This is a genomic window from Shewanella scandinavica (assembly GCF_031932065.1).
In the GTDB taxonomy this organism is placed as follows: domain Bacteria; phylum Pseudomonadota; class Gammaproteobacteria; order Enterobacterales; family Shewanellaceae; genus Shewanella; species Shewanella baltica.
In genome coordinates, this window is record NZ_JAUOES010000003.1 from 12,944 (window position 1) to 37,715 (window position 24,772).

General features: G+C 44.7%; 23 protein-coding genes. 13 read left to right on the top strand and 10 right to left on the bottom strand.

Going from position 1 to position 24,772, the window contains the following annotated elements:
• Positions 1-1,085: 1,085 nt before the first annotated feature.
• Entirely contained in the window at positions 1,086-3,851 is a 2,766-nt protein-coding gene (gene polA, locus Q4Q50_RS02815; RefSeq protein ID WP_311898283.1) for a DNA polymerase I, read from the bottom strand.
• Positions 3,852-4,238: 387 nt separating this feature from the next.
• On the opposite strand from polA, the gene elbB reads away from it, so the two are divergent.
• Complete coding sequence (gene elbB / locus Q4Q50_RS02820; protein ID WP_311898286.1) at positions 4,239-4,901, top strand: isoprenoid biosynthesis glyoxalase ElbB; 663 nt, start codon at positions 4,239-4,241, stop codon at positions 4,899-4,901.
• An 89-nt stretch (positions 4,902-4,990) separates the two neighbouring features.
• On the opposite strand, the gene glpG is transcribed toward elbB, so the two are convergent.
• From glpG to Q4Q50_RS02845, 5 genes are all read right to left on the bottom strand, one after another.
• Entirely contained in the window at positions 4,991-5,836 is an 846-nt protein-coding gene (glpG, locus tag Q4Q50_RS02825; RefSeq protein WP_012588958.1) for a rhomboid family intramembrane serine protease GlpG, read from the bottom strand.
• Positions 5,833-6,138 carry a thiosulfate sulfurtransferase GlpE gene (gene glpE, locus Q4Q50_RS02830; protein ID WP_006084745.1) on the bottom strand — a complete coding sequence of 102 codons (306 nt, stop codon included), beginning with the start codon at positions 6,136-6,138 and terminating at the stop codon, positions 5,833-5,835. Before glpE ends, glpG begins: the two co-directional genes overlap by 4 nt.
• Before the next feature lie 101 nt (positions 6,139-6,239).
• Complete coding sequence (gene tdh / locus Q4Q50_RS02835) at positions 6,240-7,265, bottom strand: L-threonine 3-dehydrogenase (protein ID WP_006079369.1); 1,026 nt, start codon at positions 7,263-7,265, stop codon at positions 6,240-6,242.
• Between the two features lie 11 nt (positions 7,266-7,276).
• Positions 7,277-8,470, bottom strand: a complete 1,194-nt coding sequence (locus Q4Q50_RS02840) for a glycine C-acetyltransferase (protein ID WP_012588957.1) — start codon at positions 8,468-8,470, stop codon at positions 7,277-7,279.
• A gap of 287 nt (positions 8,471-8,757) precedes the next feature.
• Entirely contained in the window at positions 8,758-9,405 is a 648-nt protein-coding gene (locus Q4Q50_RS02845) for a TetR/AcrR family transcriptional regulator (RefSeq protein ID WP_107950050.1), read from the bottom strand.
• Positions 9,406-9,547: 142 nt separating this feature from the next.
• Here Q4Q50_RS02845 and waaA point away from each other — a divergent pair, with 142 nt between their 5' ends.
• Positions 9,548-10,813 carry a lipid IV(A) 3-deoxy-D-manno-octulosonic acid transferase gene (waaA, locus tag Q4Q50_RS02850; RefSeq protein WP_311898287.1) on the top strand — a complete coding sequence of 422 codons (1,266 nt, stop codon included), beginning with the start codon at positions 9,548-9,550 and terminating at the stop codon, positions 10,811-10,813.
• Positions 10,814-10,839: 26 nt separating this feature from the next.
• Here the strand turns inward: waaA and Q4Q50_RS02855 are convergent, their stop codons facing one another.
• Entirely contained in the window at positions 10,840-11,595 is a 756-nt protein-coding gene (locus Q4Q50_RS02855; RefSeq protein ID WP_311898288.1) for a 3-deoxy-D-manno-octulosonic acid kinase, read from the bottom strand.
• Between the two features lie 98 nt (positions 11,596-11,693).
• Between Q4Q50_RS02855 and Q4Q50_RS02860 the strand changes: the two genes are divergently transcribed.
• The 4 genes from Q4Q50_RS02860 to Q4Q50_RS02875 all read left to right on the top strand — a co-directional run bounded on the left by Q4Q50_RS02860 (position 11,694) and on the right by Q4Q50_RS02875 (position 15,592).
• Positions 11,694-12,743 (top strand): glycosyltransferase family 9 protein, encoded by a 1,050-nt coding sequence (locus Q4Q50_RS02860; protein ID WP_311898290.1) that lies wholly within the window; start codon positions 11,694-11,696, stop codon positions 12,741-12,743.
• Between the two features lie 24 nt (positions 12,744-12,767).
• The gene (locus tag Q4Q50_RS02865; RefSeq protein WP_311898291.1) at positions 12,768-13,841 is read left to right on the top strand and encodes a hypothetical protein; all 1,074 of its coding nucleotides are present in this window, start codon (positions 12,768-12,770) and stop codon (positions 13,839-13,841) included.
• 84 nt (positions 13,842-13,925) lie between these two features.
• On the top strand, positions 13,926-15,032 hold the full coding sequence (gene vioA, locus Q4Q50_RS02870; protein ID WP_107950040.1) for a dTDP-4-amino-4,6-dideoxy-D-glucose aminotransferase VioA: 1,107 nt from the start codon (positions 13,926-13,928) through the stop codon (positions 15,030-15,032).
• Positions 15,032-15,592: an acyltransferase gene (locus tag Q4Q50_RS02875; protein WP_107950038.1), complete on the top strand. Its 561-nt coding sequence runs from the start codon at positions 15,032-15,034 to the stop codon at positions 15,590-15,592. The genes vioA and Q4Q50_RS02875 overlap by 1 nt, the downstream gene beginning before the upstream one ends.
• Before the next feature lie 74 nt (positions 15,593-15,666).
• Here Q4Q50_RS02875 and Q4Q50_RS02880 read toward each other — a convergent pair whose 3' ends face one another.
• The gene (locus Q4Q50_RS02880; RefSeq protein ID WP_107950036.1) at positions 15,667-16,581 is read right to left on the bottom strand and encodes a WavQ; all 915 of its coding nucleotides are present in this window, start codon (positions 16,579-16,581) and stop codon (positions 15,667-15,669) included.
• Between the two features lie 291 nt (positions 16,582-16,872).
• Between Q4Q50_RS02880 and rfbB the strand changes: the two genes are divergently transcribed.
• The 7 genes from rfbB to Q4Q50_RS02915 all read left to right on the top strand — a co-directional run bounded on the left by rfbB (position 16,873) and on the right by Q4Q50_RS02915 (position 23,347).
• Positions 16,873-17,931: a dTDP-glucose 4,6-dehydratase gene (gene rfbB, locus Q4Q50_RS02885; protein ID WP_107950034.1), complete on the top strand. Its 1,059-nt coding sequence runs from the start codon at positions 16,873-16,875 to the stop codon at positions 17,929-17,931.
• Positions 17,932-18,019: 88 nt separating this feature from the next.
• Positions 18,020-18,889 carry a glucose-1-phosphate thymidylyltransferase RfbA gene (rfbA, locus tag Q4Q50_RS02890; RefSeq protein ID WP_107950032.1) on the top strand — a complete coding sequence of 290 codons (870 nt, stop codon included), beginning with the start codon at positions 18,020-18,022 and terminating at the stop codon, positions 18,887-18,889.
• A 47-nt stretch (positions 18,890-18,936) separates the two neighbouring features.
• Positions 18,937-19,818, top strand: coding sequence for a dTDP-4-dehydrorhamnose reductase (rfbD, locus tag Q4Q50_RS02895; RefSeq protein ID WP_107950030.1), 882 nt, complete (start codon positions 18,937-18,939; stop codon positions 19,816-19,818).
• Between the two features lie 10 nt (positions 19,819-19,828).
• Positions 19,829-20,368 carry a dTDP-4-dehydrorhamnose 3,5-epimerase gene (gene rfbC / locus Q4Q50_RS02900; RefSeq protein WP_107950028.1) on the top strand — a complete coding sequence of 180 codons (540 nt, stop codon included), beginning with the start codon at positions 19,829-19,831 and terminating at the stop codon, positions 20,366-20,368.
• Between the two features lie 20 nt (positions 20,369-20,388).
• Positions 20,389-21,219: a hypothetical protein gene (locus Q4Q50_RS02905; RefSeq protein ID WP_311898292.1), complete on the top strand. Its 831-nt coding sequence runs from the start codon at positions 20,389-20,391 to the stop codon at positions 21,217-21,219.
• Between the two features lie 70 nt (positions 21,220-21,289).
• A complete protein-coding gene (coaD, locus tag Q4Q50_RS02910) occupies positions 21,290-21,781 on the top strand; it encodes a pantetheine-phosphate adenylyltransferase (protein ID WP_006084735.1) in 492 nt (163 codons plus the stop codon).
• Positions 21,782-21,871: 90 nt separating this feature from the next.
• Positions 21,872-23,347, top strand: coding sequence for a capsule assembly Wzi family protein (locus Q4Q50_RS02915; protein ID WP_311898293.1), 1,476 nt, complete (start codon positions 21,872-21,874; stop codon positions 23,345-23,347).
• A 73-nt stretch (positions 23,348-23,420) separates the two neighbouring features.
• On the opposite strand, the gene mutM is transcribed toward Q4Q50_RS02915, so the two are convergent.
• Positions 23,421-24,236, bottom strand: a complete 816-nt coding sequence (gene mutM, locus Q4Q50_RS02920) for a bifunctional DNA-formamidopyrimidine glycosylase/DNA-(apurinic or apyrimidinic site) lyase (RefSeq protein ID WP_311898294.1) — start codon at positions 24,234-24,236, stop codon at positions 23,421-23,423.
• Between the two features lie 35 nt (positions 24,237-24,271).
• Positions 24,272-24,727 (bottom strand): hypothetical protein, encoded by a 456-nt coding sequence (locus tag Q4Q50_RS02925; protein ID WP_006084727.1) that lies wholly within the window; start codon positions 24,725-24,727, stop codon positions 24,272-24,274.
• Between the last annotated feature and the right edge of the window lie 45 nt (positions 24,728-24,772).

The window sequence follows — 24,772 nt, forward strand, 5'->3', positions numbered from 1 at the left end:
AATTCAACAAGACTCAAGCACCACCAAATTAGCTTCAATGGTTCTCAATGAAACTAGCATACAGCCAATTTACTTTTTATTAAAGTAAATACTCTAAAATTTACCTAAAGTCTGAAAAAGAGCAAAAAAAAGCCTCAGCAAACAAGTTGCTGAGGCGCCAGAATTTGGCTCATCACTATAAGTGAAATAAAGGTCTGAAAGATAGAACATCTTAACCTCTGTACCCTACGCAGAGAATATTACTCCATTTAACTTTAAATGGAAAACAGTTTTTTCAAAAAAGAGGTAATTATGTGCGCTTGATCTCAGGTTATGAGTGAAAAAGCATCTTAAATTGATCTTAAAATTTCATTAAAAATGCTTAATCGGCTGATTTAGCGGAGTAATCCGAAATTTATATACAAAAGAGATCAATATTTGAGATTTAATGTTTTTACTCTAAATCTGGCTTAATGTTTTAGTGTACGCGTGAGAGAACAACCGTTATGACACTTTTGAGCATATATAGCTGGCTTTAACGCCATTTCGATTCGTGTAATCACACCCTTGAGTCTCCATCTGCTGCGGCAGTGTATCGATGAGCTCTACTGCTAAATGTATCAGGTAAAGATTGTGTGGTAGTGAGTTATGCATGTTGCTGCCGATGAAGTTGCATCGTACTTAAGGCTCTAGTGTTTGTGGGGAAAGGAATGTTTAGTTGTGAGTCATGGTTTGTGTCGTCTGTTAAGTTGCGCTGCGCTTAACGAACTCGCGTGTTCGGAATACAGATTGTTTGGCTGTGAGTCATACATTGTGTCGCCAGTAAAGTCGCGCCGAACTTGATGGTCTAATACGTGTGGAGTCGAGATTGCTTCGTTGAGAGTCATACATTGTGCTGCCGATGCAGTGTTTCTTAACTTAATGATCTGATTTGTATTGTGAAAAGATAATTTTCGCACAGTGATGAAAGGGACTCAGTATTGATGTGCTTAGAGATGATTAAGACGGGAGAGAGCTAACCTGAGTTCAAAATATTGAATTCAGGTTAGCTTTATTTACTTTAAATCATATTGATAGTGCTAGTTTTGATTTTGATGTCATTAAGGTTAGTGAGCTTCATCCCAGTTATTACCAATGCCCGCTTCGGCAAGCAGTTCAACATCGAGATCGGCGGCTTGTGCCATTAAAGTACAGATTGTCTTTTTAAGCGCTTCTGCTTTATCCGCATCGACTTCAAACACCAATTCATCGTGAACCTGCATGATCATAGTGATTTCGCCTTGGGTTTCTGTCTTGATCCACTGGGCGATATTGATCATGGCCTTTTTGATGATGTCGGCAGCCGTGCCTTGCATTGGTGCATTAATCGCAGCACGTTCAGCACCTTGGCGGCGCATCGCGTTACGATCACGGATTTCGGGTAAGTAGAGACGACGACCAAACAGAGTCGATACGTAACCTAGGTCGGCTGCCCCCGCACGCGTTTCTTCCATATAACGTAATACGCCTGGATAACGGGCAAAGTAGGTGTCGATATAGGTTTGTGCTTCATGGCGCGGGATATCGAGCTGGCGCGCTAAACCAAAGGCTGACATGCCGTAAATTAAGCCGAAGTTAACCGCTTTGGCGCGGCGACGCTGTTCTGTGGTTACTTCATCAAAGTCAGTACCAAACACTTCGGCAGCTGTAGCTCTGTGAATGTCTTTGCCCTCGGCGAAGGCTTTGAGTAAGCCGGCATCTTGGGATAAATGCGCCATGATCCGTAGTTCGATTTGCGAGTAGTCGGCTGCCAAAATTTTACGACCATCTGGTGCGATAAAGGCTTGGCGAATACGGCGACCTTCTTCGGTGCGGATAGGAATATTCTGCAGGTTAGGCTCGCTCGATGATAAGCGTCCTGTTGCCGCATTGGCTTGATGATAGCTAGTGTGCACACGACCCGTTTTAGCGTTGACCATTAGTGGCAGTTTATCTGTGTAAGTGCTCTTTAATTTAGATAGGCTGCGATGTTCGAGGATCACCTTTGGCAGAGGGAAATCTAACGCCAATTCGACCAACACTTCTTCCGCGGTCGATGGTGCGCCCTTGGGGGTCTTTTTGGTGATCGGATAACCTAGCTTTTCAAAAAACAATACTTGCAGTTGCTTAGGCGAGCCAAGGTTAAATTTCTCACCGGCAATGTCGTAGGCTTTTTCTTCTAAGGTATCGATTTTACGCGCCAGCTCATCGCTTTGTTGGCCGAGTAACATGCTGTCGATTAATACCCCTTGGCGTTCAATATCCGACAATACTTGGATCAGCGGCAATTCGACTTCGGTAAACATAGCGGCCAGTTCCGCTTCTTTTTCGAGTCTTGGCCACAAATGTTGGTGTAAACGTAGGGTGATGTCGGCATCTTCGGCCGCATAAGGCGCAGCCGTTTCCAGTGGAATTTGGTTGAAGGTCAGCTGTTTTGCACCTTTGCCAGCGATTTCTTCGAAGCTGATATTTTTATGGCCTAAGTACTTGAGTGCTAAGCCATCCATATCATGGCGCGAAGCCACTGAGTTGAAGACATAGGATTCGAGCATAGTATCGAAAGCGACGCCCTGCAGTTTGATCCCCGCATTGGCTAAAATACTGATGTCGTACTTAAGATTTTGACCGACTTTCTTAAGTTTTGGATCCTCAAGCAGTGGACGCAGTTTTTCTAGCGCGACGGTTTTATTGATTTGAGTCGGCGCGTCAACATAATCATGGGTCAAAGGCAGATAAGCGGCTTTTCCTGCCTCAACGGCGAAGGAGATCCCGACTAATTCCGCCACCATGTAATCTAAGCTGGTGGTCTCGGTATCTACCGCCATCAAGTCGGCTTTTTTAAGCTTCGCAATCCAAGCGTCTAATTCGGCTTCCGTGAGAATGCAGTCGTACTGCGTTGCAATCGCTTCGACCGGAGTTGAGTCTTCCTGTGTCTCGGATGCCGCATCAATTGAGGTATTTGCAGTGATTTTGTTATCTAAGACTTCGGCTAACCAACGCTTAAACTCCATCTCGCCATAGCATTTGATCAGTTCATCTTTGTCCGCAGGCTTGATGGTGAGTTCGTGCCAGTCTTGCTCAAGTTCGACATCGGTTTTAATGGTGGCGAGTTCGTAAGAAAGCTTAAGCATGTCGGCATTTTCAATGATCTTCGCCGCCATGGTTTTAGAACCTCTAAAGCCGAGCTCGGCGACTTTTTCGGGTTCCGCTAATAAGTTACTCACGCTGCCGGCTCCTGTGAGCATAGCGAGCGCTGTTTTCTCACCAACGCCGGGTAAGCCGGGAATGTTATCGGCCTTGTCGCCCATCAGCGCGAGCAAATCTATGATACGGTCTGGACCAACACCAAATTTAATCGCGACTTCTTCTGGGCCCATTATGGTGTCTGTCATGGTGTTGATGAGCGTGACGTTCTCATCGACTAACTGCGCCATGTCTTTATCGCCAGTGCTGATAAGCACTGCACGGTTTTCTAAACTGGCTTGGCGAGCAATAGTGCCGATCACGTCATCGGCTTCGACGCCGGAAATCGAAATCAGTGGTAAACCCAGTGCACGAATAATGCGGTGTAAAGGTTCGATTTGCGAACGTAGGTCATCAGGCATAGGTGGGCGCTGTGCTTTGTATTCGCTGTACATGTCATTGCGGAAGGTTTTGCCCTTGGCATCGAACACGACTGCGATATGGCTTGGCTGATAGCGAGTCAGCAAGCTGCGTAACATATTCACTACGCCATAAACGGCACCGGTTGCTTCGCCCTTTGAGTTTGTCAGGTGAGGAGGCGCATAATAAGCGCGATATAAATAGGAAGATCCATCCACAAGCACAAGTGGGTTTTTAGCGACGGTTGGCATAAGTATTTTTCGTTTATCGATGACTTAGATGGCGCTAAGCATGCCACATAAGCGCTATTTCAGCCACGGCAAAATGACTCCCAGCCTGTGGATAAGTCTGTGAGTGAAAAAGTCAACTGAGAATAATGGCGATGATTACGGCTTAGTGCGATATTTTTAAGTTGTTGTTTTTTATATTTATAAAAGATTTGTGTGAGTTCAATACTGTTTCTTAAAAAATCTTCCCAATTTGTGGATTTTTTATTGACTCCGTAAAATACATCTAAGGATTGGCTTAATTTTCGGCACCCGTCAGATTCGACGAATTAAGTTAGCACGATTTTTAATCAGATCAACTAGTTTGTTTGTAGTTTGTTAAAACTTAATGACATAAGAAGGATATTTTTAATGAAAAAAGTCGCAGTGTTACTGAGTGGATGCGGTGTTTTCGATGGAACAGAGATCCATGAATCGGTTTTAACGCTTTTATGCTTATCTAAAGCGGGGGCTCACTACCAATGTTTTGCACCTGATATCAAACAGATGCATGTGGTCGATCACCTCACTGGCGAGGTCGATGCGACAGCAAGGCGTAATGTGCTGGTGGAGTCGGCGCGCATTGCCCGTGGCGAAGTCAAATCGACCACAGAATTAGCTATCGCCGAATTTGATGCCTTGATCATTCCCGGTGGTTTTGGGGCGGCGAAAAATCTGTGTAATTTTGCGACGAACGGCAGCGAGTGTGAAGTAGATCCGCTGGTCACAGATTTTATCAATGAGTTCATTCTGGCGAAAAAGCCCGTCGGCTTTATCTGTATCGCACCTATGATGATCCCGCGTTTATATCCCCATGGCGTAAAAGGCACTATTGGTAATGATAGCGATACTGTTGCGGCGTTCAATTTGATGGGGGGAGAGCATCAAGTCGCCACTGTGCATGAGATCGTCGTAGATGAAGCGAATCGAATAGTCAGCACTCCCGCTTATATGTTGGCTGGGAGTATTGCTGAAGCGCATTCAGGCATCGAGAAGCTGGTTGCTAAGGTACTGGAGATGACTGACGCACGTTAGTTTGAGCGGTTTGTAGAAGTGTAAGAGCGCGTCATTGAACCAAGATAAATCCCCATGCGTTCTTGTGGATTTATCTTGGTATAACGGGATTAGATTGAGCTTGAGGACTTGCGGCTATCGAATAAACCTTGGGCTAACCCTATGAGTAAGCCACCAATGTGGGCACCGTTCGCAACGGCAACCCCTAGAATATCCGTGAATCCCAATGCCAACCAAATAATCATAAAGGCCATATATGATGGTGGAAAGTCTATTCCAGCAGCAGGTTTACGTATCCCCATGACCCAAGTGTAACCCACCACGGCATACACAACGCCGGATAGCCCGCCGAAGTTAGGTCCACCGACATAATATTGGATGACGTTTGGCAGTGTTCCCGCCACAAACAGCAAGATTAGCAATGGTGCTGTGCCGATTCGGGTTTCGATTTTACCGCCTAAATACCACCACCAGAGCAAGTTAAAGATGACGTGCATGGCTGAAAAATGCAGCAGGCTTGGGGTAAAAACACGCCAGAACTGGCTGAACTCTGAATTTGGTACAGCGCCAAAATAGGACAGTGCTGCGTAGGTTTGGTTGGCGAACCCTAAGTTCATCGCCGCAAAAATGAGTACGCAAACCGCAAAAACGATCAACGTGACTGGGCCTGCGCCGGTAATGAATTGGGTAAACAACTGTAGCGAAGGCGCGCCGTAATCTATCTTAGTTTGGGTATCGCCGTGTTCCCACGAGGCTTGCAGATATTTACTGTCGTAGGGATGAGCCATGAAATGGGCAAACTCTGTGCGCGCTTGCTCCAGATCTTTGTCATGGATGACGAGAATGGCGACACCTTGCTCCAGCGGCTCAATTTGGCAGTCAATGTGTTCACCTTTGAGGTAATCGACAAATGCCTGCGCGGCTCTACTGTTGGGGAGTCGGCCAATTTCTATCATGCATTTGCCTCATGCCAGGCGCTATAGCCGCCGTCTAGACTGTAAACGTCATCAAACCCTTGCTCGCATAAATACTGTGCCGCATTTTGGCTGCTCATACCGTGGTAACAAACCACCACTAGCGGGCTGTCCATATCGGCTTGGCTAATAAATTGCGCTAGGTTTTCGTTATTCAGGTTAGTTGCACCTGCAATATGGCCGTTGGTGAAGCTATTGCCATCGCGGATATCGACGATTTGCACTGGCTGTGCTTCGGTCATTTGCAGCAATTGATTAACGCTTAAGTGTTTAAAGGAAGACATAATAAAACCTGACAAAGCTAAGAGATGGAAATCAAGATGGGATAAGTGTGCAACAAGGGGCTGCGAGTGTACAGCCCCTATCTAAGTAATGCTCTGCAGGATTAATCCCAGCTGAGGATCACTTTACCCGATTGGCCCGAGCCCATGGCGTCGAAACCTTGTTGGAAATCATCAATCTTGAAGTGGTGAGTGATGATAGGCGAAATATCTAAGCCAGATTGGATAAGGCTCGCCATCTTGTACCAAGTTTCGAACATTTCACGGCCGTAGATGCCTTTAATGACCAAACCTTTGAAGATCACTTTGCTCCAATCAATCGCCATTTCGCCACCAGGAATACCCAGCATAGCGACTTTGCCGCCGTGGTTCATGGTATCTAACATGGCGTGGAAGGCTGATGGTACGCCAGACATTTCTAAGCCGACGTCGAAACCTTCGGTCATGCCCAGTTCCTTCATCACGTCTTTCAGGCTTTCTTTAGACACGTTCACTGCGCGAGTCGCACCCATTTTACGGGCCAGCTCTAAGCGGTATTCGTTAACGTCGGTGATTACTACATGGCGCGCACCTACGTGACGACATACTGCCGCAGCCATTATGCCGATTGGGCCTGCGCCTGTGATCAAGACGTCTTCACCGACTAAATCGAAGGATAATGCTGTGTGCACAGCGTTACCAAACGGGTCGAAGATTGACGCTAAATCATCGCTGATGTCATCAGGGATTTTAAAGGCGTTAAAGGCGGGAATCACTAAGTATTCCGCGAATGAACCTTCACGGTTTACACCGACACCAGAGGTGTTGCGGCATAAATGGGTGCGGCCAGCGCGACAGTTACGGCAGTGGCCGCAGGTAATATGACCTTCGCCAGATACGCGGTCGCCAATCTTAAAACCACGCACTTCTTGTCCGATATCAACCACTTCGCCTACATATTCATGGCCAACAACCATAGGAACGGGAATGGTTTTTTGTGACCACTCGTCCCAGTTGTAGATGTGCATGTCGGTGCCACAAATCGCCGTTTTTTTAATTTTGATCAGCAGATCGTTGTGGCCCATTACTGGCTTAGGCGCATCGACTAACCAAATACCTTTTTCGGCTTTTAACTTGCTTAGTGCTTTCATTGTCTTAAGTCCTAAATAATGCCCATTTCTTTGGCAATACGGGTAAAGGCGGAGATCGCTTTGTCGAGTTGCTCACGGGTATGTGCCGCTGACATTTGCGTACGGATACGGGCTTGTCCCTTAGGAACCACAGGGAATGAGAAGCCAATAACATAAATATGTTCTGCTAATAAGCGGTTAGCAAAGTCGCCCGCCAGTTTCGCATCGCCAATCATCACAGGGATAATCGCGTGGTCGGCGCCGCCCAAAGTAAAGCCTGCTGCTGACATTTGCTCACGGAAATAACGGCTGTTTTCCCATACGGCTTCGCGTAGTGCTTGGCCCGACTTGAGCATTTCTAACACATGGATAGATGCAGTCACGATTGACGGCGCTAATGAGTTAGAGAACAGGTAAGGACGTGAACGCTGGCGTAACCAGTCGATGACTTCTTTTTTACCCGAAGTGAAACCGCCCGATGCGCCGCCTAAGGCTTTACCTAAGGTGCCTGTGATGATGTCGACTCTGTCCATCACATTGCAATATTCGTGGGTGCCACGGCCGTTCGCGCCAATAAAGCCTACCGCGTGAGAGTCATCGACCATCACCAGTGCGCCGTATTTATCGGCTAAATCACATACACCTTTAAGGTTTGCAATCACGCCGTCCATGGAGAATACGCCGTCGGTGGCGATCAAGATGTTACGGGCGCCTGCTTCTTTAGCGGCGATCAGCTGAGTTTCTAAATCGGCCATGTCGTTGTTGGCATAACGGAAACGCTTGGCTTTACATAAACGTACACCGTCGATGATAGAAGCATGGTTTAACGCGTCGGAAATAATCGCGTCTTCTGCATCTAACAGGGTTTCGAACAGGCCGGCGTTTGCATCAAAACATGAAGAGTAAAGAATGGTGTCTTCAGTGCCGAGGAATTCGCTCAGGCTAGCTTCTAGCTTTTTATGGATATCTTGCGTGCCGCAAATAAAGCGCACCGACGCCATACCAAAGCCGTGGCTGTCTAAGCCCTGTTGGGCGGCTTTGATTAGCTCTGGGTGATTCGCTAAGCCTAAGTAATTATTCGCGCAAAAGTTAATAACTTCTTGCTGATTAACTTGAATGGCTGTCTGTTGCGGTGAGGCAATAACACGCTCGCTTTTATATAAGCCTTCGGCTTTGATGTCTGCAAGCTGTTGATTAATCTGTGCGTAGAATGAGGTAGAGGCCACCTGATATCTCCTTAGTTAACTTTATTCTGATTTTGGGAGTGGTGGCATTCTAACTCTAAACCTAATCGGCCTACAGCCTTTTTTTCATGCAGGTTCGCAAGATAAACTAGTTTAGGGTTAAAGTAGTTTTTACATTATAAAAACTAATGTGCAACATAAGTTTGCCACTGTTTGGCTGAGTCTTCTTTTAAGGGATGTAGAGCGAAAACCGAGCTCGCACTCAGCACTATAATTGCTTTGAGTCTAGTACCGAATGCGAGTTCCCAACAAAGGTGTTTGGGACGATGTTAGAGGGATTCTTGATTCGCTAACGCGTGATAATGCTGCTCTAGGCGAGTAAACGTCGCGACGGATGTCGGGGTTGCATAGGCTTTGAAAATCATCAGTACCCTCAATACACCTTCATAGAGCGTCGCTTTAGTGATGGTCGACGTGCTGGATTGCGTGAGTTGGTAACCGATCCAAAAGCTGACGATCATCTTGATGGTATCCGCCAGTGGCGTGATTTTGTCGCTCTCTAAGTTCAAAAAGCCATCTTGCTTAAGTTTATGCAGCACGTGGCTCGAACGCGTTAAAACTTGTTGCTGTGCATGCAAATAACGTTTTTTTAGCTCTTCATCGCGGGCGAGAATATCCGCAAGGTTGGCGTACATGAAGCGGAATTGCCACAAGGTATAGAACATCGCATCGAAGTAGCCGATTAACAGTTCCACATCCACTTGCTTATCTTCATAGGGTTGGAAACCCGATTCGAGATGATTCTCATATAAGCTGAAAATACAGCGGATAATGTCTTCTTTATTGCGAAAATGATAATAAAGATTCCCGGGACTCATATTTAAGTGAGCGGCAATGTGATTGGTGGTGATGTTTCTTTCGCCATGCTCGTTGAACAGTTCAAGACTGGCATAGATTATTTTGTCGCGGGTTTTCATAAGTTATCCAAATTGCTAGTGAACGCCACATCATCGATAGAGTTAACCAACGACCGCCATACTGCTGGTAAATTATCCCTAATTTGGTGCATATGCTAACATTGCCGCCATTCATCAGGCAAAACTCATAAGCACGTTTTTAATGAATCGTTTTCTCTATTCCACGATCTTATATTTATTATCCCCTTTGCTGATCGTCTATTTAGCATTTCGTGCTATCAAAAGTCCTGATTACCGTGGTCGTTGGGGGGAGCGTTTTGGATTAACCCGACTAAAATCGACGGATTTACTGATCCATTCTGTGTCTATGGGGGAAACGCTCGCGGCAATTCCCTTGATCCGTTTGATTATGCAATCACACCCTGAGCTAAGTATTACGGTTACCACAACCAGTCCAACGGGGTCTGCTGAAGTGCGCAAAGCCTTTGGTGACTCAGTGCAGCATTGTTATTTGCCCTTTGACTTACCTTGGTGTGTGCGGCGTTTCTTGCGCCAAGTCTCACCTAAATCTTGCATCATTATGGAAACTGAACTGTGGCCTAACTTGGTTGCCATAGCGGCCAAGCGAGGTGTGCGCTTGATGTTGGCCAATGCACGTCTGTCGGCCAAGTCGGCGGCGCAATATGCTAAGCGTCCTAAACTCAGTCGACCTATGTTGCAACGACTCGATGTTATTGCGGTGCAGACTCAAGTAGAAGCGCAGCGTTTTATCGAGTTAGGTGTATCGCAGGACAGAGTGACAGTATGCGGTAGCTTGAAGTTTGATCTCAGTATTACGCCTGAGCGTTTAGCCAATGCCAAGCTGTTGCGTCAGACTTGGGGGCGTAAAACCTCGCCGATTTGGGTCGCAGGCAGTGTGCATCCTGGAGAATTTGACGCCATGCTCACCGCCCATAGGCAATTATTGGCTCAGTGGCCCGATGCCTTGCTGATTATTGCGCCGCGTCATCCTGAGCAGTTTTCTGCAGTTGCTGAGTTTGTTGCCAGCCAAGGTTTTGAATTAATTCGTCGCAGCAGTAATCTTCCTGTGACGGCAACGACTCAAGTGCTGGTCGGCGATACCATGGGTGAACTTCTGACCTTTTATGGCGCCGCTGATCAAGCTTTTGTCGGTGGCACGCTGATCAATAATGGTGGCCATAATCCCTTGGAGCCTGTTGCTATGGGCGTGCCTGTTATGGTGGGACCGAACCATTGGGATTTTGCTCAAATTACGCAGATGTTGGCGGATGCTGGTGGGTTAAAGGTTGTCGCATCGGCGGATGAACTTGCCGCTAACTTGATTGAGTATTTTGCTAAACCTGAGTTACGCCTGCAGGCGGTGAACGCGGGATTGGCTGTGGTTGAGGCTAATCGTGGTGCCTTACAGCGACAATTTCTTCTCGCACAATATTTAATAACCGCTTAATTTAACTGGATAATTTTTTTAGTGGTTCAGGCGTTTTGCATCGCCGCTTGATAGCCCTGCATCAGTGATGACCAGTTATCAGCGGTGAAGGCAAGGTTTGGTAACTTGCCTTGTTCTTTATTGAAGGAGCGTAACAGTCTGTCTAGATTCGATTGCTGCCATTGCGGGCTCGGTGTTTTTAACTCGCCGCGGTCGAAATCGATAAGATAAAACCGTTCTGGCGTTAAGGGTTCAGTTTGCGCGGGCTGGAACAGAATATTCTTGGCATTAAGGTCGGCGTGGTACACACCACGCTGGTGGAATTGGGCGATAGTTGCTCCCAATGCTTGCCATTGCTCAGTGCTCATGACCCCTTTGCCGAGTTTAGCGACTAAATCTTCGGCGCCTTCGACCCGTTCGATAATGATATCGGCGCGGTAAAATAATCCATCGCGCACTATGTTGGCGGCAATCGGTTTAGGTACAGCAAAATCTTCGCGATACAAAATGTCTAATAAGCGTAACTCACTCATGGCGCGGGTATTTTCGAGGCCAGTATAAACGTAAGCATCTTTGCTGAATTTCTCCATTAAGCCGCCACGCCAATAATGACGCAATACCCAATGACTGTGCTCAAATGCCACAAACCAAGTGGTGTAGCGGCCTTTGGATGAACCTACGACAGCATTTTTAGCCCGCCAAAAATCCACCGAGAACCACGCGGGATCGATATCTGTTGGCGTATCTTGGCAAACTGCCATGTGACCTTGGGCGGTTTTTATGAGCTGTATCTGAGCATTCATCGGAGATTTGTTGACTTAAGCGTGGCACCTAGGGCCATTCTACATTAAGATCCTTAGCTTGCGCCAAATAACCTTAAGAGCTTTTAGCTTCAATCCCAATGAGTTTAAATCCCAATACCATGAATTCTCTTTGTTTGCTGCGCTTATCCGCTATCGGTGACGTCTGTCATGCCGTGGCAATGGTGCAGGCGATTCAGCGGCAATACCCCGAGCTCAAAATCACATGGGTGATCGGTAAACTCGAATATCAATTGTTGAAGCATTTACCTGGTATTGAGTTTGTTATTTTCGATAAATCTCAAGGATGGCGCAGCTATTTTAATTTGCGTAAGGCCTTAAAAGGCCGACGTTTTGACGTGCTGCTGCATATGCAGGTTGCGCTACGTGCAACCTTGGCTTCATTAGCCATTTCGGCAAAGGTGCGCATAGGTTTTGATCGTGCCCGCGCTAAAGAAGGCCAGTGGCTAGTGACGAATCGTAGGGTTGAGCCCTTGGCCAAGCCCCATGTGCTCGAAGGATTTATGGGCTTCGCTAAGGCGATTGGCGTCAAGGATCTCACTCCCCAATGGCATATTCCTGTACCCATTGCGGATACTGAATTTGCCCAGACGCAGATTAAAGATAATGAAAAAGTCTTTATCATTTGCGCTGCCGCGAGTAAGGCTGAACGTAACTGGTTGCCCGAGCGTTATGCTGCCGTCGCGAGTCATGCGATTGCTAAAGGGTTTAGAGTCATGCTGTGCGGTGGCCCAACTCAGCTTGAGAAGGATTTAGCCGAGCAAATCTTGCAGGCTTGCCCTTCTAAAATCGATAATTTAGTGGGCAAAACCAGTCTGACTCAACTCTTAGCGCTGCTAAAACGCGCCAGTTTAGTGTTAGCGCCAGATACCGGTCCTGCGCATATGGCGGTGACCCAAGGCACGCCAGTCATTGGTTTATATGCCCATTCCAATCCCGGGCGCACGGGTCCGTATTTATCGCAGCAATATGTGGCGAGCGCCTATGATGAGGCCATCAGGTTGCAGCATAGTGGACAAATTAAGTGGGGAACTCGCGCTAAAGGCGAGCATCTAATGTCATTGATTAGTGTTGAAGCTGTGATTGAGAAGTTTGATCTGGTGGCGTATGACACTAAAACTGCAGAATAAATTTATTTGGATTAAAGGTTAATTATGGCTCCTCAAAAAGCCCCTAAGTTCTTGTTTATCCCAGTCTCATCGGCTGAGGGCATAGGTGAGTATATGCGCTCAATGATCATTGCCGATGAGGTGAAAAGAACTTGGCCGAATGCCGAGATAAAGTTTATTTTAAGTGAAAAAGCACCCTATGCGGCTCAATGCCCTTATCCGGCAGTGCTACTTGAAGATACGCCGACTAAACAAGTCAAAGCGGTGAATCAAATCATGTCTGATTACCTGCCCGATATAGTATTGTTCGATGCTTCTGGGCGTAAATCACAGTTAGTCCATGCCCATAAACTCGGCGCTAAGGTCATATTTCTCAGCCAGCACAAGCGTAAGCGTAGCCGTGGAATGAAAATTGGCCGCGCTTTAGTGACGGATTGTCATTGGGTCGTGCAACCAGAATTTGTGATCGGTCCTATCAGTTGGTTAGATCGCCTGAAGCTGAAACTCATTAATAAACCCGCGCCTTTGAATATAGGTCCTGTCTTTACTCAGCCCGATGCAAGCACTCAAGCGGCATTATTAGCGCAATATCAGCTAACGCAAAATGAGTTTGTATTATTTAATGCGGGTTCTGGTGGGCACAAGGTAAATGGCGAATTAGCCGCAGATATTTTTGCTCAGGCCGCTCATGAAAGCTATAAAGCATCTGGCATAACAAGTGTCATGGTTTTTGGCCCTAATTATCCAAATCCTCTGCCTGAGCTTGAGGGGGTAGTTGTTATTCCTCAATTGAATAATCAGCAATTTATTAATATTTTGGCCGCGGCTAAGGCTGCCGTATTGAGCGGTGGAGATACTTTATTACAAGCGATAGCGCTGCACAAACCGACCTTGGCTGTTCCTGTATCTAAGGATCAGCCGCCAAGGATTGAAAAATGTGTATCAGAAAAGTATGTAATAAGTTGTGAAACTAAATCAGAAGCCATAGGACATAAGATTGCCTTGCTCTTAGATCCTACATTAGCTAATCAGCTAATAACCTCATTAGCAAGAGGCGAGCAGCTTAACTGGCTTGATGTGGCGATGAAGGAGTTGGCATTTTTGTTAGATCTTGGCTGATTTTTTATGATGAGTCATTTTTAGCCTATTAATCTTACCTGGCTAGTATGCAATATTTCTGCATTATTTATTGAGAGAATACATATGTCTAAACTGATCCCAGTGACTCAACCATTCTTGCCCGAACTGAATGAATTTACCCCATATCTTGAAGAAATATGGGGTAATCGTTGGTTAACAAATAATGGCCCATTCCATCAGAGACTCGAAAAAGAACTGGGTAAGTATCTTGGTGTACGGCATGTCTCATTATTTAATAATGCTACGATCGCGCTAATCACGTCTTTGCAGGCATTAAAGATATCTGGAGAAGTGATTACAACGCCATATTCTTTTGTTGCGACGAGTCATTCTATTTTATGGAATGGGCTCGTGCCAGTTTTTGTCGATATAGATCCCAATACGTTCAATATAGACCCTAAAAAAATTGAGGCTGCAATCACACCTAAGACATCGGCTATTATGCCAGTCCATTGTTACTCCAATCCTTGTGATGTTGAGGCGATCGAGGCTATTGCAGATAAACATGGGCTTAAGGTCATTTATGATGCTGCTCATGCATTCGGTGTTAATTACAAAGGTCAGAGTTTACTTAACTATGGTGATTTATCTATTTTAAGCTTTCATGCCACGAAAGTGTTTAATACTTTTGAAGGTGGAGCTGTGATTAGTCCAGATGCAGAGACCAAATTACAAATCGATAGGTTGAAAAACTTTGGTATTGAGGATGAGTTAACGGTTACCGCGGTAGGCATAAATGGAAAAATGAGTGAAATCAATGCTGCCTTTGGTTTGGTGCAGTTGAAATATATTGCCCAAGCAATAGAGCAACGAAAAGTTATCGATCATCACTATAGAGAGAAGCTTGCTGAAGTAGAAGGAATTAGGGTGCCTGAATTATCTAAAGATAGTAACAGCAACTATTCTTATTTCCCTATTTTGGTTGAGTCATCATATAGTCTGACTCGAGATGAACTTTATGAAAAACTAAAGAAAAACAATATTTTATCTCGTCGTTATTTTTACCCGTTAATCAGTAATATGTCTATGTATAAAGGGTTGGAGTCTGCTTCAGTAGCTCATCTTCCCTATGCGAATGAGACTTCAAATAAAGTATTGTGCATTCCTATTTTTAATGAGATGGAAATTGATGATGTTAATTTAATTATTGACTTGATAAGGAGTATCTAATGGCCTATTTGAGCCGTGATGAATTAGAAAAGATGGGATTCGCTTCAGTTGGAGAGACAGTTTTTATTTCAGATAAAGCATCTATCTACGGTACTGAGAGAATTACTCTTGGTAATAATATTCGCATTGATGATTTTTGTGTGTTATCTGCTGGTACTGGCGGAATCGTCATTGGCGATTATGTCCATATAGCCGTTTTTTCCTTATTGATTGGCGCTGGGGAAATTGTGTTATCTGATTTCAGTACATTATCATCTCGTGTCAGCGTATATTCTAGTAGTGATGATTACTCTGGTGAGTATATGACAAACCCCACAGTGCCAGCAGAATTTACAAATGTAAATCATGGTGATGTATTAATTGGAAGGCATGTTGTCATAGGCAGTGGCAGTGTGATTTTACCTGAGTCTATTATTCATGATGGTGTTGCTGTCGGGGCATTATCTTTGGTTAATAACATATGCCATGAATTTGGCATATACGCTGGCGTGCCAGCAAAGAGAATTAAAGAACGGCAGCGGAAGTTACTTAATATTGCAGATATTGCAAATCTTAAGTAGATTCACTTTACATAAAGATATGCCTAGTATTTATGCTGAATAAATGCCAAGCATATCCCTTGTGGCTATAGCCGTCAGGATAAATTAAAAAATGTTTTTGATTCCAGCATAAAATCAGTCACAGATTGTGCATAAGCCTTATCGAGTTTTTCAAAATGTTGTCTTTTTAGACGCCTGGTCGAATTGGCGAACTCTAAGTCTTCCAATCCATAGGCTATGCCATACCGATTCTCAATGTTGGGATACCATTGTTCTTTTGTGACACCTTCATCCGGTACTACAATTGACTCACAACCACATAGAGAGGCAAACGATGAATAGGCAGAATAAGTGTCATATGAAATAAATTGTTTTACCCGCTTGAAGATTTTTGCTGTTTCTTCATGTGATAAACCATCAATAAGAATTGCATCTTTTGGGTGGTATGTTTTCGGCTTTATTTTATCTTTTCGGATAGAATATGCGACACCAGCTCTAGACTCCTGTGTATTTTTTTCATTGTATATTTCATAGGGGATATGCAAGATGTTGAGAATGTTATTCGATAATGTCGAACCATGGAAATGAAAGTCGTTGACGAGACCATGGTCAAATTTGAAATAAAGTTCATTAGCACCATAGAAAACCTCTCCGGTAAAGAAACCTGGTTTGTTTAACAACCATCTAATGATATTTTTTGCTTTTAAAGGATTTCCAAAAACGAGCTCAGGGTATATAACAATATCATTGTCAGTGATTTTTCCTTTATATACTGGCGTGTTGAATTCAGGGTTAGTTCTATATTGCCTAAATAATCCATCAATAGACTTATTAATAAACTTTTTTAGTCCAGAGAGATCTTTTTTGCTGAATTTATATTGCTGAAAAAAAGGAAATATCACAGCATTACCACCGAGCTCATTAATGAGATGGCATAGTTTGTGTAAAACAATCACACCTCCAGAGGTTCGATTATATGAAGGTGCAAAAATGATGTATCTCGTTTGCATTATCTAACCTATTATGTTGCTTAAGTGAATTTTTGTCTTAAGTTGTTGATCTTGATGGTAAGGCTAAGTATTTTAACATTGCTTAGAAAGTATTGTAACTAGTTGTGTAGGCTTGTTGGCATCTCAATGCATTCATCCGATTGTTTAGGAAAAGTCATAACAATATTTTGGGTGGGTAGGCTATGGCTTTGTGCCTACCGTCTTTCTGTTACTTTGGTTGATCGTGTACCTTTACTGAGTGGTTTGATATCATAAACCTCATAATTTTTGTGATAATTTTTTGAGGTTGGAATGAAGATCTTAGTAACGGGTGGTGCAGGGTTTATTGGTTCAGCATTGATCCGGTATATCTTAAGTAACACCGAAGACTCGATCGTGAATCTCGATAAATTGACCTATGCGGGTAACTTAGAATCTCTGGCTGGCGTTGAATCGAATCCAAGCTATCAATTTGAAAAAGTTGATATTTGTGACAGAGCAGAGTTAGACCGTGTATTTTCTGCTCATCAACCTGATGTTGTTATGCATCTTGCTGCTGAAAGTCATGTCGATCGTTCGATCGATGGTCCTGCCGCTTTTATTGAAACCAATATTATAGGCACATATCAGTTGCTGGAAACGGCTCGTCATTATTGGCGTGGACTCGATGCTGAGCGACAGTCACGGTTTAGATTTCACCATATTTCTACCGACGAAGTGTTTGGTGATTTGCCTAATATGACGGATCTTTTCACTGAGACGACATCTTATGCGCCCAGTAGTCCGTATTCTGCCTCTAAGGCGTCGAGCGATCATTTAGTGCGTGCCTGGCATCGCACTTACGGCTTGCCAGTTATTGTCACAAATTGTTCGAATAACTATGGGCCCTTCCATTTCCCCGAGAAGCTTATTCCCTTGATGATCTTGAATGCTTTGGAAGGCAAGGCTTTACCTGTCTATGGTAACGGCCAACAGATCCGTGACTGGTTATATGTGGAAGATCATGCCCGCGCACTTTATCGAGTCGTGACTCAGGGCGTTATTGGTGAGACTTATAATATCGGTGGGCATAACGAGCAGAAAAATATCGATGTTGTGATGGCTATTTGTGAGTTATTGGAAGAGTTGGCGCCGACAAAACCTAACGGCGTAAATCGTTATAGTGATCTCATTACCTATGTTGATGATAGGCCTGGGCATGATCTGCGTTATGCTATTGATGCGTCTAAGATTGCGTCAGAATTAGACTGGCATCCTGAAGAGACTTTCCATTCAGGTATTCGTAAAACGGTTGAATGGTACCTCGCCAATCAATCTTGGTGCCAACATGTGCTTGATGGTTCATATCAGCGTGAACGTTTAGGTGTGTAACCATTTCACTCAATAAAGTTAATATGATTTTAGGTTTCAGTCATTTTGCCGTGGCTTGAAAGCTAAGCTCTAACATCTAGGATATTTAATGAAAGGTATTATTCTTGCGGGTGGTTCTGGTAGTCGTTTATATCCTATCACTCGAGGTGTCTCTAAACAGCTATTGCCTGTTTATGATAAGCCCATGATCTATTATCCATTGTCGACACTTATGCTAGCAGGAATCCGTGATGTATTAGTGATCACTACGCCGGAAGATAATGCGAGTTTCCAGCGATTATTGGGTGATGGCCGCGACTTTGGTATCCATATTTCCTATGCAATTCAAGAGAGTCCCGATGGCTTAGCGCAAGCATTTATTATTGCAGAAGATTTTATTGGTAGTGACAGTGTTTGTTTAGTACTCGGCGACAATATTTTTTATGGCCAATCTTTTAGTAAAACCTTAAAACAGGTCGCTAGCCGACCTACGGGGGCGACGGTATTTGGATATTACGTCCGAGATCCCGAGCGTTTCGGAGTCGTGGAGTTTGATCAAGATTACCGCGCCATTAGTATTGAAGAAAAACCAACTACACCTAAATCAAATTGGGCTGTGACTGGTTTGTACTTTTATGATAATTCGGTCATCGATATTGCTAAAAGCATCAAGCCCTCCGCCCGTGGCGAGCTTGAAATCACTGAGGTGAACCAAATTTACCTTAATGCCGGCAGCTTAAATGTTGAAATTCTTGGGCGTGGTTTTGCCTGGTTAGACACTGGTACGCATGAGAGTCTGCATCAGGCCTCTTCCTTTGTGCAGACAATTGAAAATGTACAAGGTCTAAAAGTGGCATGCTTAGAAGAAATTGCATGGCGAAATGGCTGGTTGAGTGATGCTGAATTGATTGCTCTCGCTCAACCTATGCTAAAAAATGATTATGGTCGCTATTTAGTCTCACTTATGGATAAGCGATAGTCCTATGACTTTTCATTCAGTTCGATTCATTGTGGGTAGATAAGCCGATGAAGATACTCGTCACAGGTGCAAAGGGACAAGTCGGTAGTCAATTGGTTGAGAAACTGAGCGGCGGCATTAATACCCACGTGGAATTATTGGCAGTGGATCGACACTTGCTGGATATCACCGATGAGTTGGCCGTAAATGCTTGCATTGAACGTTTTCGCCCTGATGTTGTGATCAATGCCGCCGCTTATACTGCGGTGGATCGGGCGGAGCAAGATGAACTTAATGCAAAGCGTGTAAATCACTTGGGGCCCCTTTATTTAGCTGTTGCGGCCAATAAGATTAAAGCCACTATGATCCACGTTTCTACCGATTATGTGTTTTCTGGTGATGCAAAAGTTCCTTATATTGAGTCAGATACAGTCGATCCTCAAAGTGTTTACGGTGAAACCAAGCTGGCGGGTGAACAAGCTGTTATAAATACTAATCCTCAGCATTTTGTTTTGAGAACTTCATGGGTTTTTGGCGAGACTGGGGCTAATTTTGTCAAAACGATGTTGCGTATTGGTCGTGAACGGTCGGATATTCGTGTTGTCTGTGATCAATTTGGGAGTCCCACTTATGCGGGTGATATTGCCGACACGCTGATCGCTATGGCAAAACGCTCAATGGAGCATGAATGTCCTTGGGGTATCTATCATTTTAGTGGCTCACCCTACGTTTCTTGGCATGAATTTGCACAGTATATTTTTGACGAGGCCTATGCCCAACGGTGTCTAAATACGCACATTAAGGTTAAGCCTATTACTACATCTGAGTACCCCACTGCCGCTAAAAGACCCTTAAATTCACGGTTGAATTGTACAAAAATTGCAACAAACCTAGGTGTTTATGCGAGTGATTGGCGATTGGCGTTTAAAGACATTAAGGCCTATTTATAGTAGTAAGACCATGAATATTATAGAAACTAACATTGTAGATGTGAAAATTATCGAGCCTCAAGTTTTCGGTGATGAACGTGGCTTTTTTATGGAGACTTGGAGTCAGAGAGATTTCCAACAAAAGGTCGCCGACTGCCTATTTGTGCAGGATAATCATTCGAAGTCTTGTAAAGGGATACTGCGCGGTTTGCATTATCAGACTGATCAAACTCAAGGCAAACTTGTACGAGTTACCTCGGGTGAAGTCTTCGATGTGGCAGTTGATTTGCGTAATAATTCCCCGACTTTTGGCCACTGGGTTGGTGTTTACTTATCCGCAGAAAATAAAAGACAGTTGTGGATTCCTGCAGGCTTTGCCCATGGTTTTTATGTCACGAGTGATGAAGCTGAATTTGTGTATAAATGTACCGATTACTACCATCCAGCCTCTGAACAGAGTATTGCTTGGGATGATCCCGAGTTAGCAATAGCTTGGCCGATAACTGTCCCTCCCATATTGTCTGCTAAAGATAAGATGGGGACGGCATTTGCCGATGCTTTTACATTTTAGTTCGTCGAGGTTTACTGTAAATGTATGATCGAAAACGCCAAGCGATAGTAATTCTTGTGAGTTATTATTCGCATTACAAGGAAAACGCACTTAAGTACAGTGCCGATATTCTGTCAAAAATTTCCGACAAAGTTAAAATCTGCGTTGTATACAATACGGTTGAGGCGCGTACGCAAACCACTCAATATGATCACTTTATTGATTTTGAGCTTGAAGGCAGTAATAAAGGTTGGGAGTTTTCTGCTTGGGACGAAGGGCTTGCCCATGTTCGACAGCAGATTAATATAGCAGATGATGATGTACTGATTTTTGCTAATGATACTTTTTGCCACCATTGGCCGTTTTCATCCCTTAATGTGAAATTTATTAGTCAGGCTATTAATTGCGCTAGCTTTGGTGAGGTAGTGGGCGATATAAAGCATTTTAAACAGACCATTCAGTTAAACCAGGTGACGGGTGATGCTTGGATTGCGTCTTATTTATTGGCAGTACATATGAAGGATATCGGGCTATTACTACCGTTCGATAAGATTGGTTGCGATGATGATTTTAAAGCGTCGATTCTAGTCAATCATGGCAAGATTGAGTTTGCCCGTAGCTGTGCTGAAATACAAAACCATTTGTCGACTTATATGTTTCCTACCAAACAAGGTAAAGGCTGGTATAACGCGAGTTGTAAAAATCCAGAGCTGATAAAGCTTAAGGTGATCGCCATTCTCAATGAGATACTATTGTCTATAACTTGTGTTCAGCGTGGCGGTAAGTTAGTTTCATTTCATCCGCAGAAGTGGATGCGATCGTTAAATCGTTTTCGGCGGAAGTGGATGGCATTTAAGCGTAAATTAAGTTAGCAGCGTGTTTTAGGGTATCTTCTTGGGTGCCTTTAATGAATATATGATAGCGGTGGGATGTACTTTTACTATGCACACAAGAGCAATTTACCCAGGGACCTTCGATCCTATCACCAATGGTCATGCCGATTTGATTGAGCGAGCGGCTAAGCTGTTTAAGCATGTGATTATTGGTATTGCAGCCAATCCTTCCAAGCAGCCAAGATTCACCTTAGAAGAGCGGGTTGAACTGGTAAATCGTGTCACCGCTCATTTGGATAATGTTGAAGTGGTTGGATTTTCGGGTTTACTGGTGGATTTTGCCAAGGAGCAAAAGGCCAGTGTGCTAGTGCGTGGCTTACGTGCGGTATCTGACTTTGAATATGAATTCCAGCTAGCAAATATGAATCGTCGATTGAGCCCAGATCTGGAAAGCGTGTTTTTAACGCCTGCCGAGGAAAATTCCTTTATCTCCTCAACCTTAGTAAAGGAAGTCGCCTTGCATGGTGGCGATGTGAGCCAATTTGTTCACTCAGAAGTGGCGACAGCATTAGCAGCAAAGCTTAAGCTGGCTAAACCTTAGATTTTACCCTCGTACCTGATGGTTTTTACGTAGGCGTTTTGTGTTAACTTTGAGGCATTGTGGCCTCGCGATGATACTTAAAAGGATGTTATGAAGGCTTTTTTAACCCCCACGATCCTTGCTACTAGCATTGCCTCTGGCCTATTTTTTTCTTCAATACTTGCCGCTGCACCTTGGGTCGATGCCTCTGATATTTATCTTAGAGCGGATATTCAAGCGTTGGCCGATGCGGGTGTGATCACTGTTCCTGTGAATACTTATCCCTTGATGTGGTCAGGAATTGGCGGCGATTTAGCAAAAGTAGAGCCTGAATTGCTTTCTCCTAGTTTAGTGCAAGCCTTTGCTCGGGTTAACTTTTACTATCAAAATGCTGTCGATAATCGCGGCAATGCGAGGGTTAAAGTCTCGGGCGCGACCGATCCTGCTCGTTTTCAACACTATGGCTCCAATTATCGCGAGAAAGGTGAAGTGCTGGGCTCCTACGAGTATTTAGGATCGCGTGTTGCCTATAAGGCGACGGTGGCAGAAACCTATGATCCGCAAGATAATAAAAACTTTCGCCTCGATGAGTCATATTTTGCCATCATTTTCGGTAATTGGATTGCGACCTTAGGTTCGGTTGAACAGTGGTGGGGGCCTGGATTTGACTCTACATTGCACCGTTCTAATAACGCTCGCCCTATGCAGTCGCTAACGCTGAGCCGCAATAATGCCGCAGCCTTTGAAACGCCTTGGTTATCTTGGATTGGTCCTTGGACATTTAAAACCGGATTTAGCTTAACGGAAGTTGATCGTGCAGTGCCTAAAACGGCTGAGTGGGATATGCGCTTAAGTGCAAGACCGATTAAGCAGCTAGAAGTGGGTCTGTCGTGGTCTACATTGTTTTGCGGAGAGGGCCAAGATTGTAACTTCAACTCTTGGTGGGATTCGGTTGCCAGCAACTCAGTTTGCCTCGATGGTACAAGTGATTGCGCGCAAGAAGATCGCCGCGATGCAGGTCATAGAACCCAAAGTATCGATATGCGTTATAGCAGTTCTTTGCAGGATATTCCTGTGGGATTGTATCTCGAACATAGTTGTGAGAATGGCAGCGACTGCGGCTCACTTTGGGGAATTGACACCCATTTTGGCACATCGGGTAAGCAGTTTAAGCTGTTTATGGAATATTCAGACACCTATGTAAAATGCGATGGTGATAGTGCCAATTGCTTCTATGAAGATCCTGTCTATCTAAGTGGTTCTCGTTATTATGGCCGTGCTTTAGGCTCAACCTATGATAGCGATGCTCAAACGTTTGTGGTGGGATTAGTCGGCCAGTTTAGTAACAGCCGAGGTTTTACCTCTTTATTGCGTTATGCGAAGTTGAATAAAGATGGCACTAATGTGGCGAGCACTTGGGCGCCACAACCACCGAAGGAAGATTTGTTGATGCTTGAGCTTTCTTACCGTATGCCTGTATGGAAAGGCATGTGGAGCTTAGGTGGCACGGTATCGAGATCGGAATTTGATGTTCAAGAAAATGATACTAATGCCACGCTCTTTAGCAGTTTTGAGTATCGCTTCTAATCGTAGCTTACATCTAATGACAACAATAATGCCAAGCCAATACTTGGCATTTTGCTTATAAATAATGTGATAATTAGCGTGTCTGGCAAATGCCACAGAATACTGTGGTGCGTTGGCCTAAACGGATTTCACTCAATAGGTTACCGCAGCTGGTGCAGGTTTCACCGCCGCGACCATAGACATGCAGTTTTTGGGCGAAGTAGCCGGGCTTGCCATCGGCATTGGTGAAGTCTTTCAGTGTGGTGCCACCTTGCTTAATGGCGTGGGCTAAGATTTGCTTCACTTCGGCAACTAAAACGGTTAAACGCTCGATATCGATCTTACCTGCCTCGGCTTCAGGATGAATGCCCGCCGCAAACAAGGCTTCATTAGCGTAAATGTTGCCCACTCCCACTACGATATGATTATCCATCAGACAGAGTTTGATCGCTTTTTTCTTGCCCGTTAAAGCTGCTGCTAATTGTTTGACATTAAAAGCATTAGTCAGTGGCTCTGGCCCCAGTTTGGCAAGTAATGGATGCGCTTCTTCTGGGAGTTCACACCATAGCCAAGCACCGAATCGTCTCGGATCGTTAAAACGTAAAATGCGGCCGTTGGCGAGCACTAAGTCGATATGGTCATGCTTTTCCACTGGCGTGTCGTGGGGCAAAATCCGTAAACTCCCTGACATACCCAAATGCACTATGCTGGTGCCCGCGTCAGTGTCGATTAATAGATACTTAGCACGGCGTCGCACTTGGCGTATAACTTGACCGATAATCTGTTTGGCTATGTCAGGCACTGGCCAGCGCAGCGAACCATTGCGGATCACAAGAGCTATTACGGTTTGCTCGACAAGGTAGGGGGCAATACCCTGACGGGTGACTTCAACTTCTGGTAATTCCGGCATGGATTCTTTCTTATCTTAAGTAAAATGGGGCGGCATTAAGCTGCGGGTTTCGCATCGAGGATCGGTTGTAGTTTAGCTCTTAAACTCGGTGGTACTAAATACCAATTACCTGCGGGAGACTTTAAGGCGCCTTCATTGGGAAAATAGATCCACAGTTGAGCATCGCGGATATCTGCAATCTGGATGACTAACTCTTGCGGATTATCTGTGGTTTCTGGTGCCGCCGTTAAGGGAGACACCCGTATGGTTTGCCAAGCCTTTGCCCATTCATCACAATTGAGGACTGTAGTGTCGCACTCCCATTGTGATGCTTGCTTGTGCAGCCACATCCCATTGAGTTGCAGCTGTGAAAGCGGCGCATTATCGTCAAATAGCAGCTGAGCATCACTCGGAACATTATTGGTCTTGTTATCCATAAAAGTCAGCACGGCGACCATAAAGACGCAGGCGACAATAATGACGTTATTCCATTGCTTACGAGTTAAGGCCATAGAAATGTGTGACGCTAAGTATGGGGTGATGCTTCGAGTTTATCA

Bases quoted from the DNA above. Each gene is read 5' to 3' on its own strand.
- rfbB (WP_107950034.1), top strand. From the start codon at position 16,873: ATGAAGATCTTAGTAACGGGTGGTGCAGGGTTTATTGGTTCAGCATTG.
- Q4Q50_RS02880 (WP_107950036.1), bottom strand. From the start codon at position 16,581: ATGCAAACGAGATACATCATTTTTGCACCTTCATATAATCGAACCTCT.
- vioA (WP_107950040.1), top strand. From the start codon at position 13,926: ATGTCTAAACTGATCCCAGTGACTCAACCATTCTTGCCCGAACTGAAT.
- Q4Q50_RS02845 (WP_107950050.1), bottom strand. From the start codon at position 9,405: ATGAAAACCCGCGACAAAATAATCTATGCCAGTCTTGAACTGTTCAAC.
- Q4Q50_RS02865 (WP_311898291.1), top strand. From the start codon at position 12,768: ATGGCTCCTCAAAAAGCCCCTAAGTTCTTGTTTATCCCAGTCTCATCG.
- elbB (WP_311898286.1), top strand. From the start codon at position 4,239: ATGAAAAAAGTCGCAGTGTTACTGAGTGGATGCGGTGTTTTCGATGGA.
- glpG (WP_012588958.1), bottom strand. From the start codon at position 5,836: ATGATAGAAATTGGCCGACTCCCCAACAGTAGAGCCGCGCAGGCATTT.
- waaA (WP_311898287.1), top strand. From the start codon at position 9,548: ATGAATCGTTTTCTCTATTCCACGATCTTATATTTATTATCCCCTTTG.
- Q4Q50_RS02925 (WP_006084727.1), bottom strand. From the start codon at position 24,727: ATGGCCTTAACTCGTAAGCAATGGAATAACGTCATTATTGTCGCCTGC.
- Q4Q50_RS02905 (WP_311898292.1), top strand. From the start codon at position 20,389: ATGTATGATCGAAAACGCCAAGCGATAGTAATTCTTGTGAGTTATTAT.
- coaD (WP_006084735.1), top strand. From the start codon at position 21,290: ATGCACACAAGAGCAATTTACCCAGGGACCTTCGATCCTATCACCAAT.
- Q4Q50_RS02855 (WP_311898288.1), bottom strand. From the start codon at position 11,595: ATGAATGCTCAGATACAGCTCATAAAAACCGCCCAAGGTCACATGGCA.
- tdh (WP_006079369.1), bottom strand. From the start codon at position 7,265: ATGAAAGCACTAAGCAAGTTAAAAGCCGAAAAAGGTATTTGGTTAGTC.
- glpE (WP_006084745.1), bottom strand. From the start codon at position 6,138: ATGTCTTCCTTTAAACACTTAAGCGTTAATCAATTGCTGCAAATGACC.
- mutM (WP_311898294.1), bottom strand. From the start codon at position 24,236: ATGCCGGAATTACCAGAAGTTGAAGTCACCCGTCAGGGTATTGCCCCC.
- Q4Q50_RS02860 (WP_311898290.1), top strand. From the start codon at position 11,694: ATGAGTTTAAATCCCAATACCATGAATTCTCTTTGTTTGCTGCGCTTA.
- Q4Q50_RS02915 (WP_311898293.1), top strand. From the start codon at position 21,872: ATGAAGGCTTTTTTAACCCCCACGATCCTTGCTACTAGCATTGCCTCT.
- Q4Q50_RS02875 (WP_107950038.1), top strand. From the start codon at position 15,032: ATGGCCTATTTGAGCCGTGATGAATTAGAAAAGATGGGATTCGCTTCA.
- polA (WP_311898283.1), bottom strand. From the start codon at position 3,851: ATGCCAACCGTCGCTAAAAACCCACTTGTGCTTGTGGATGGATCTTCC.
- rfbC (WP_107950028.1), top strand. From the start codon at position 19,829: ATGAATATTATAGAAACTAACATTGTAGATGTGAAAATTATCGAGCCT.
- rfbA (WP_107950032.1), top strand. From the start codon at position 18,020: ATGAAAGGTATTATTCTTGCGGGTGGTTCTGGTAGTCGTTTATATCCT.
- rfbD (WP_107950030.1), top strand. From the start codon at position 18,937: ATGAAGATACTCGTCACAGGTGCAAAGGGACAAGTCGGTAGTCAATTG.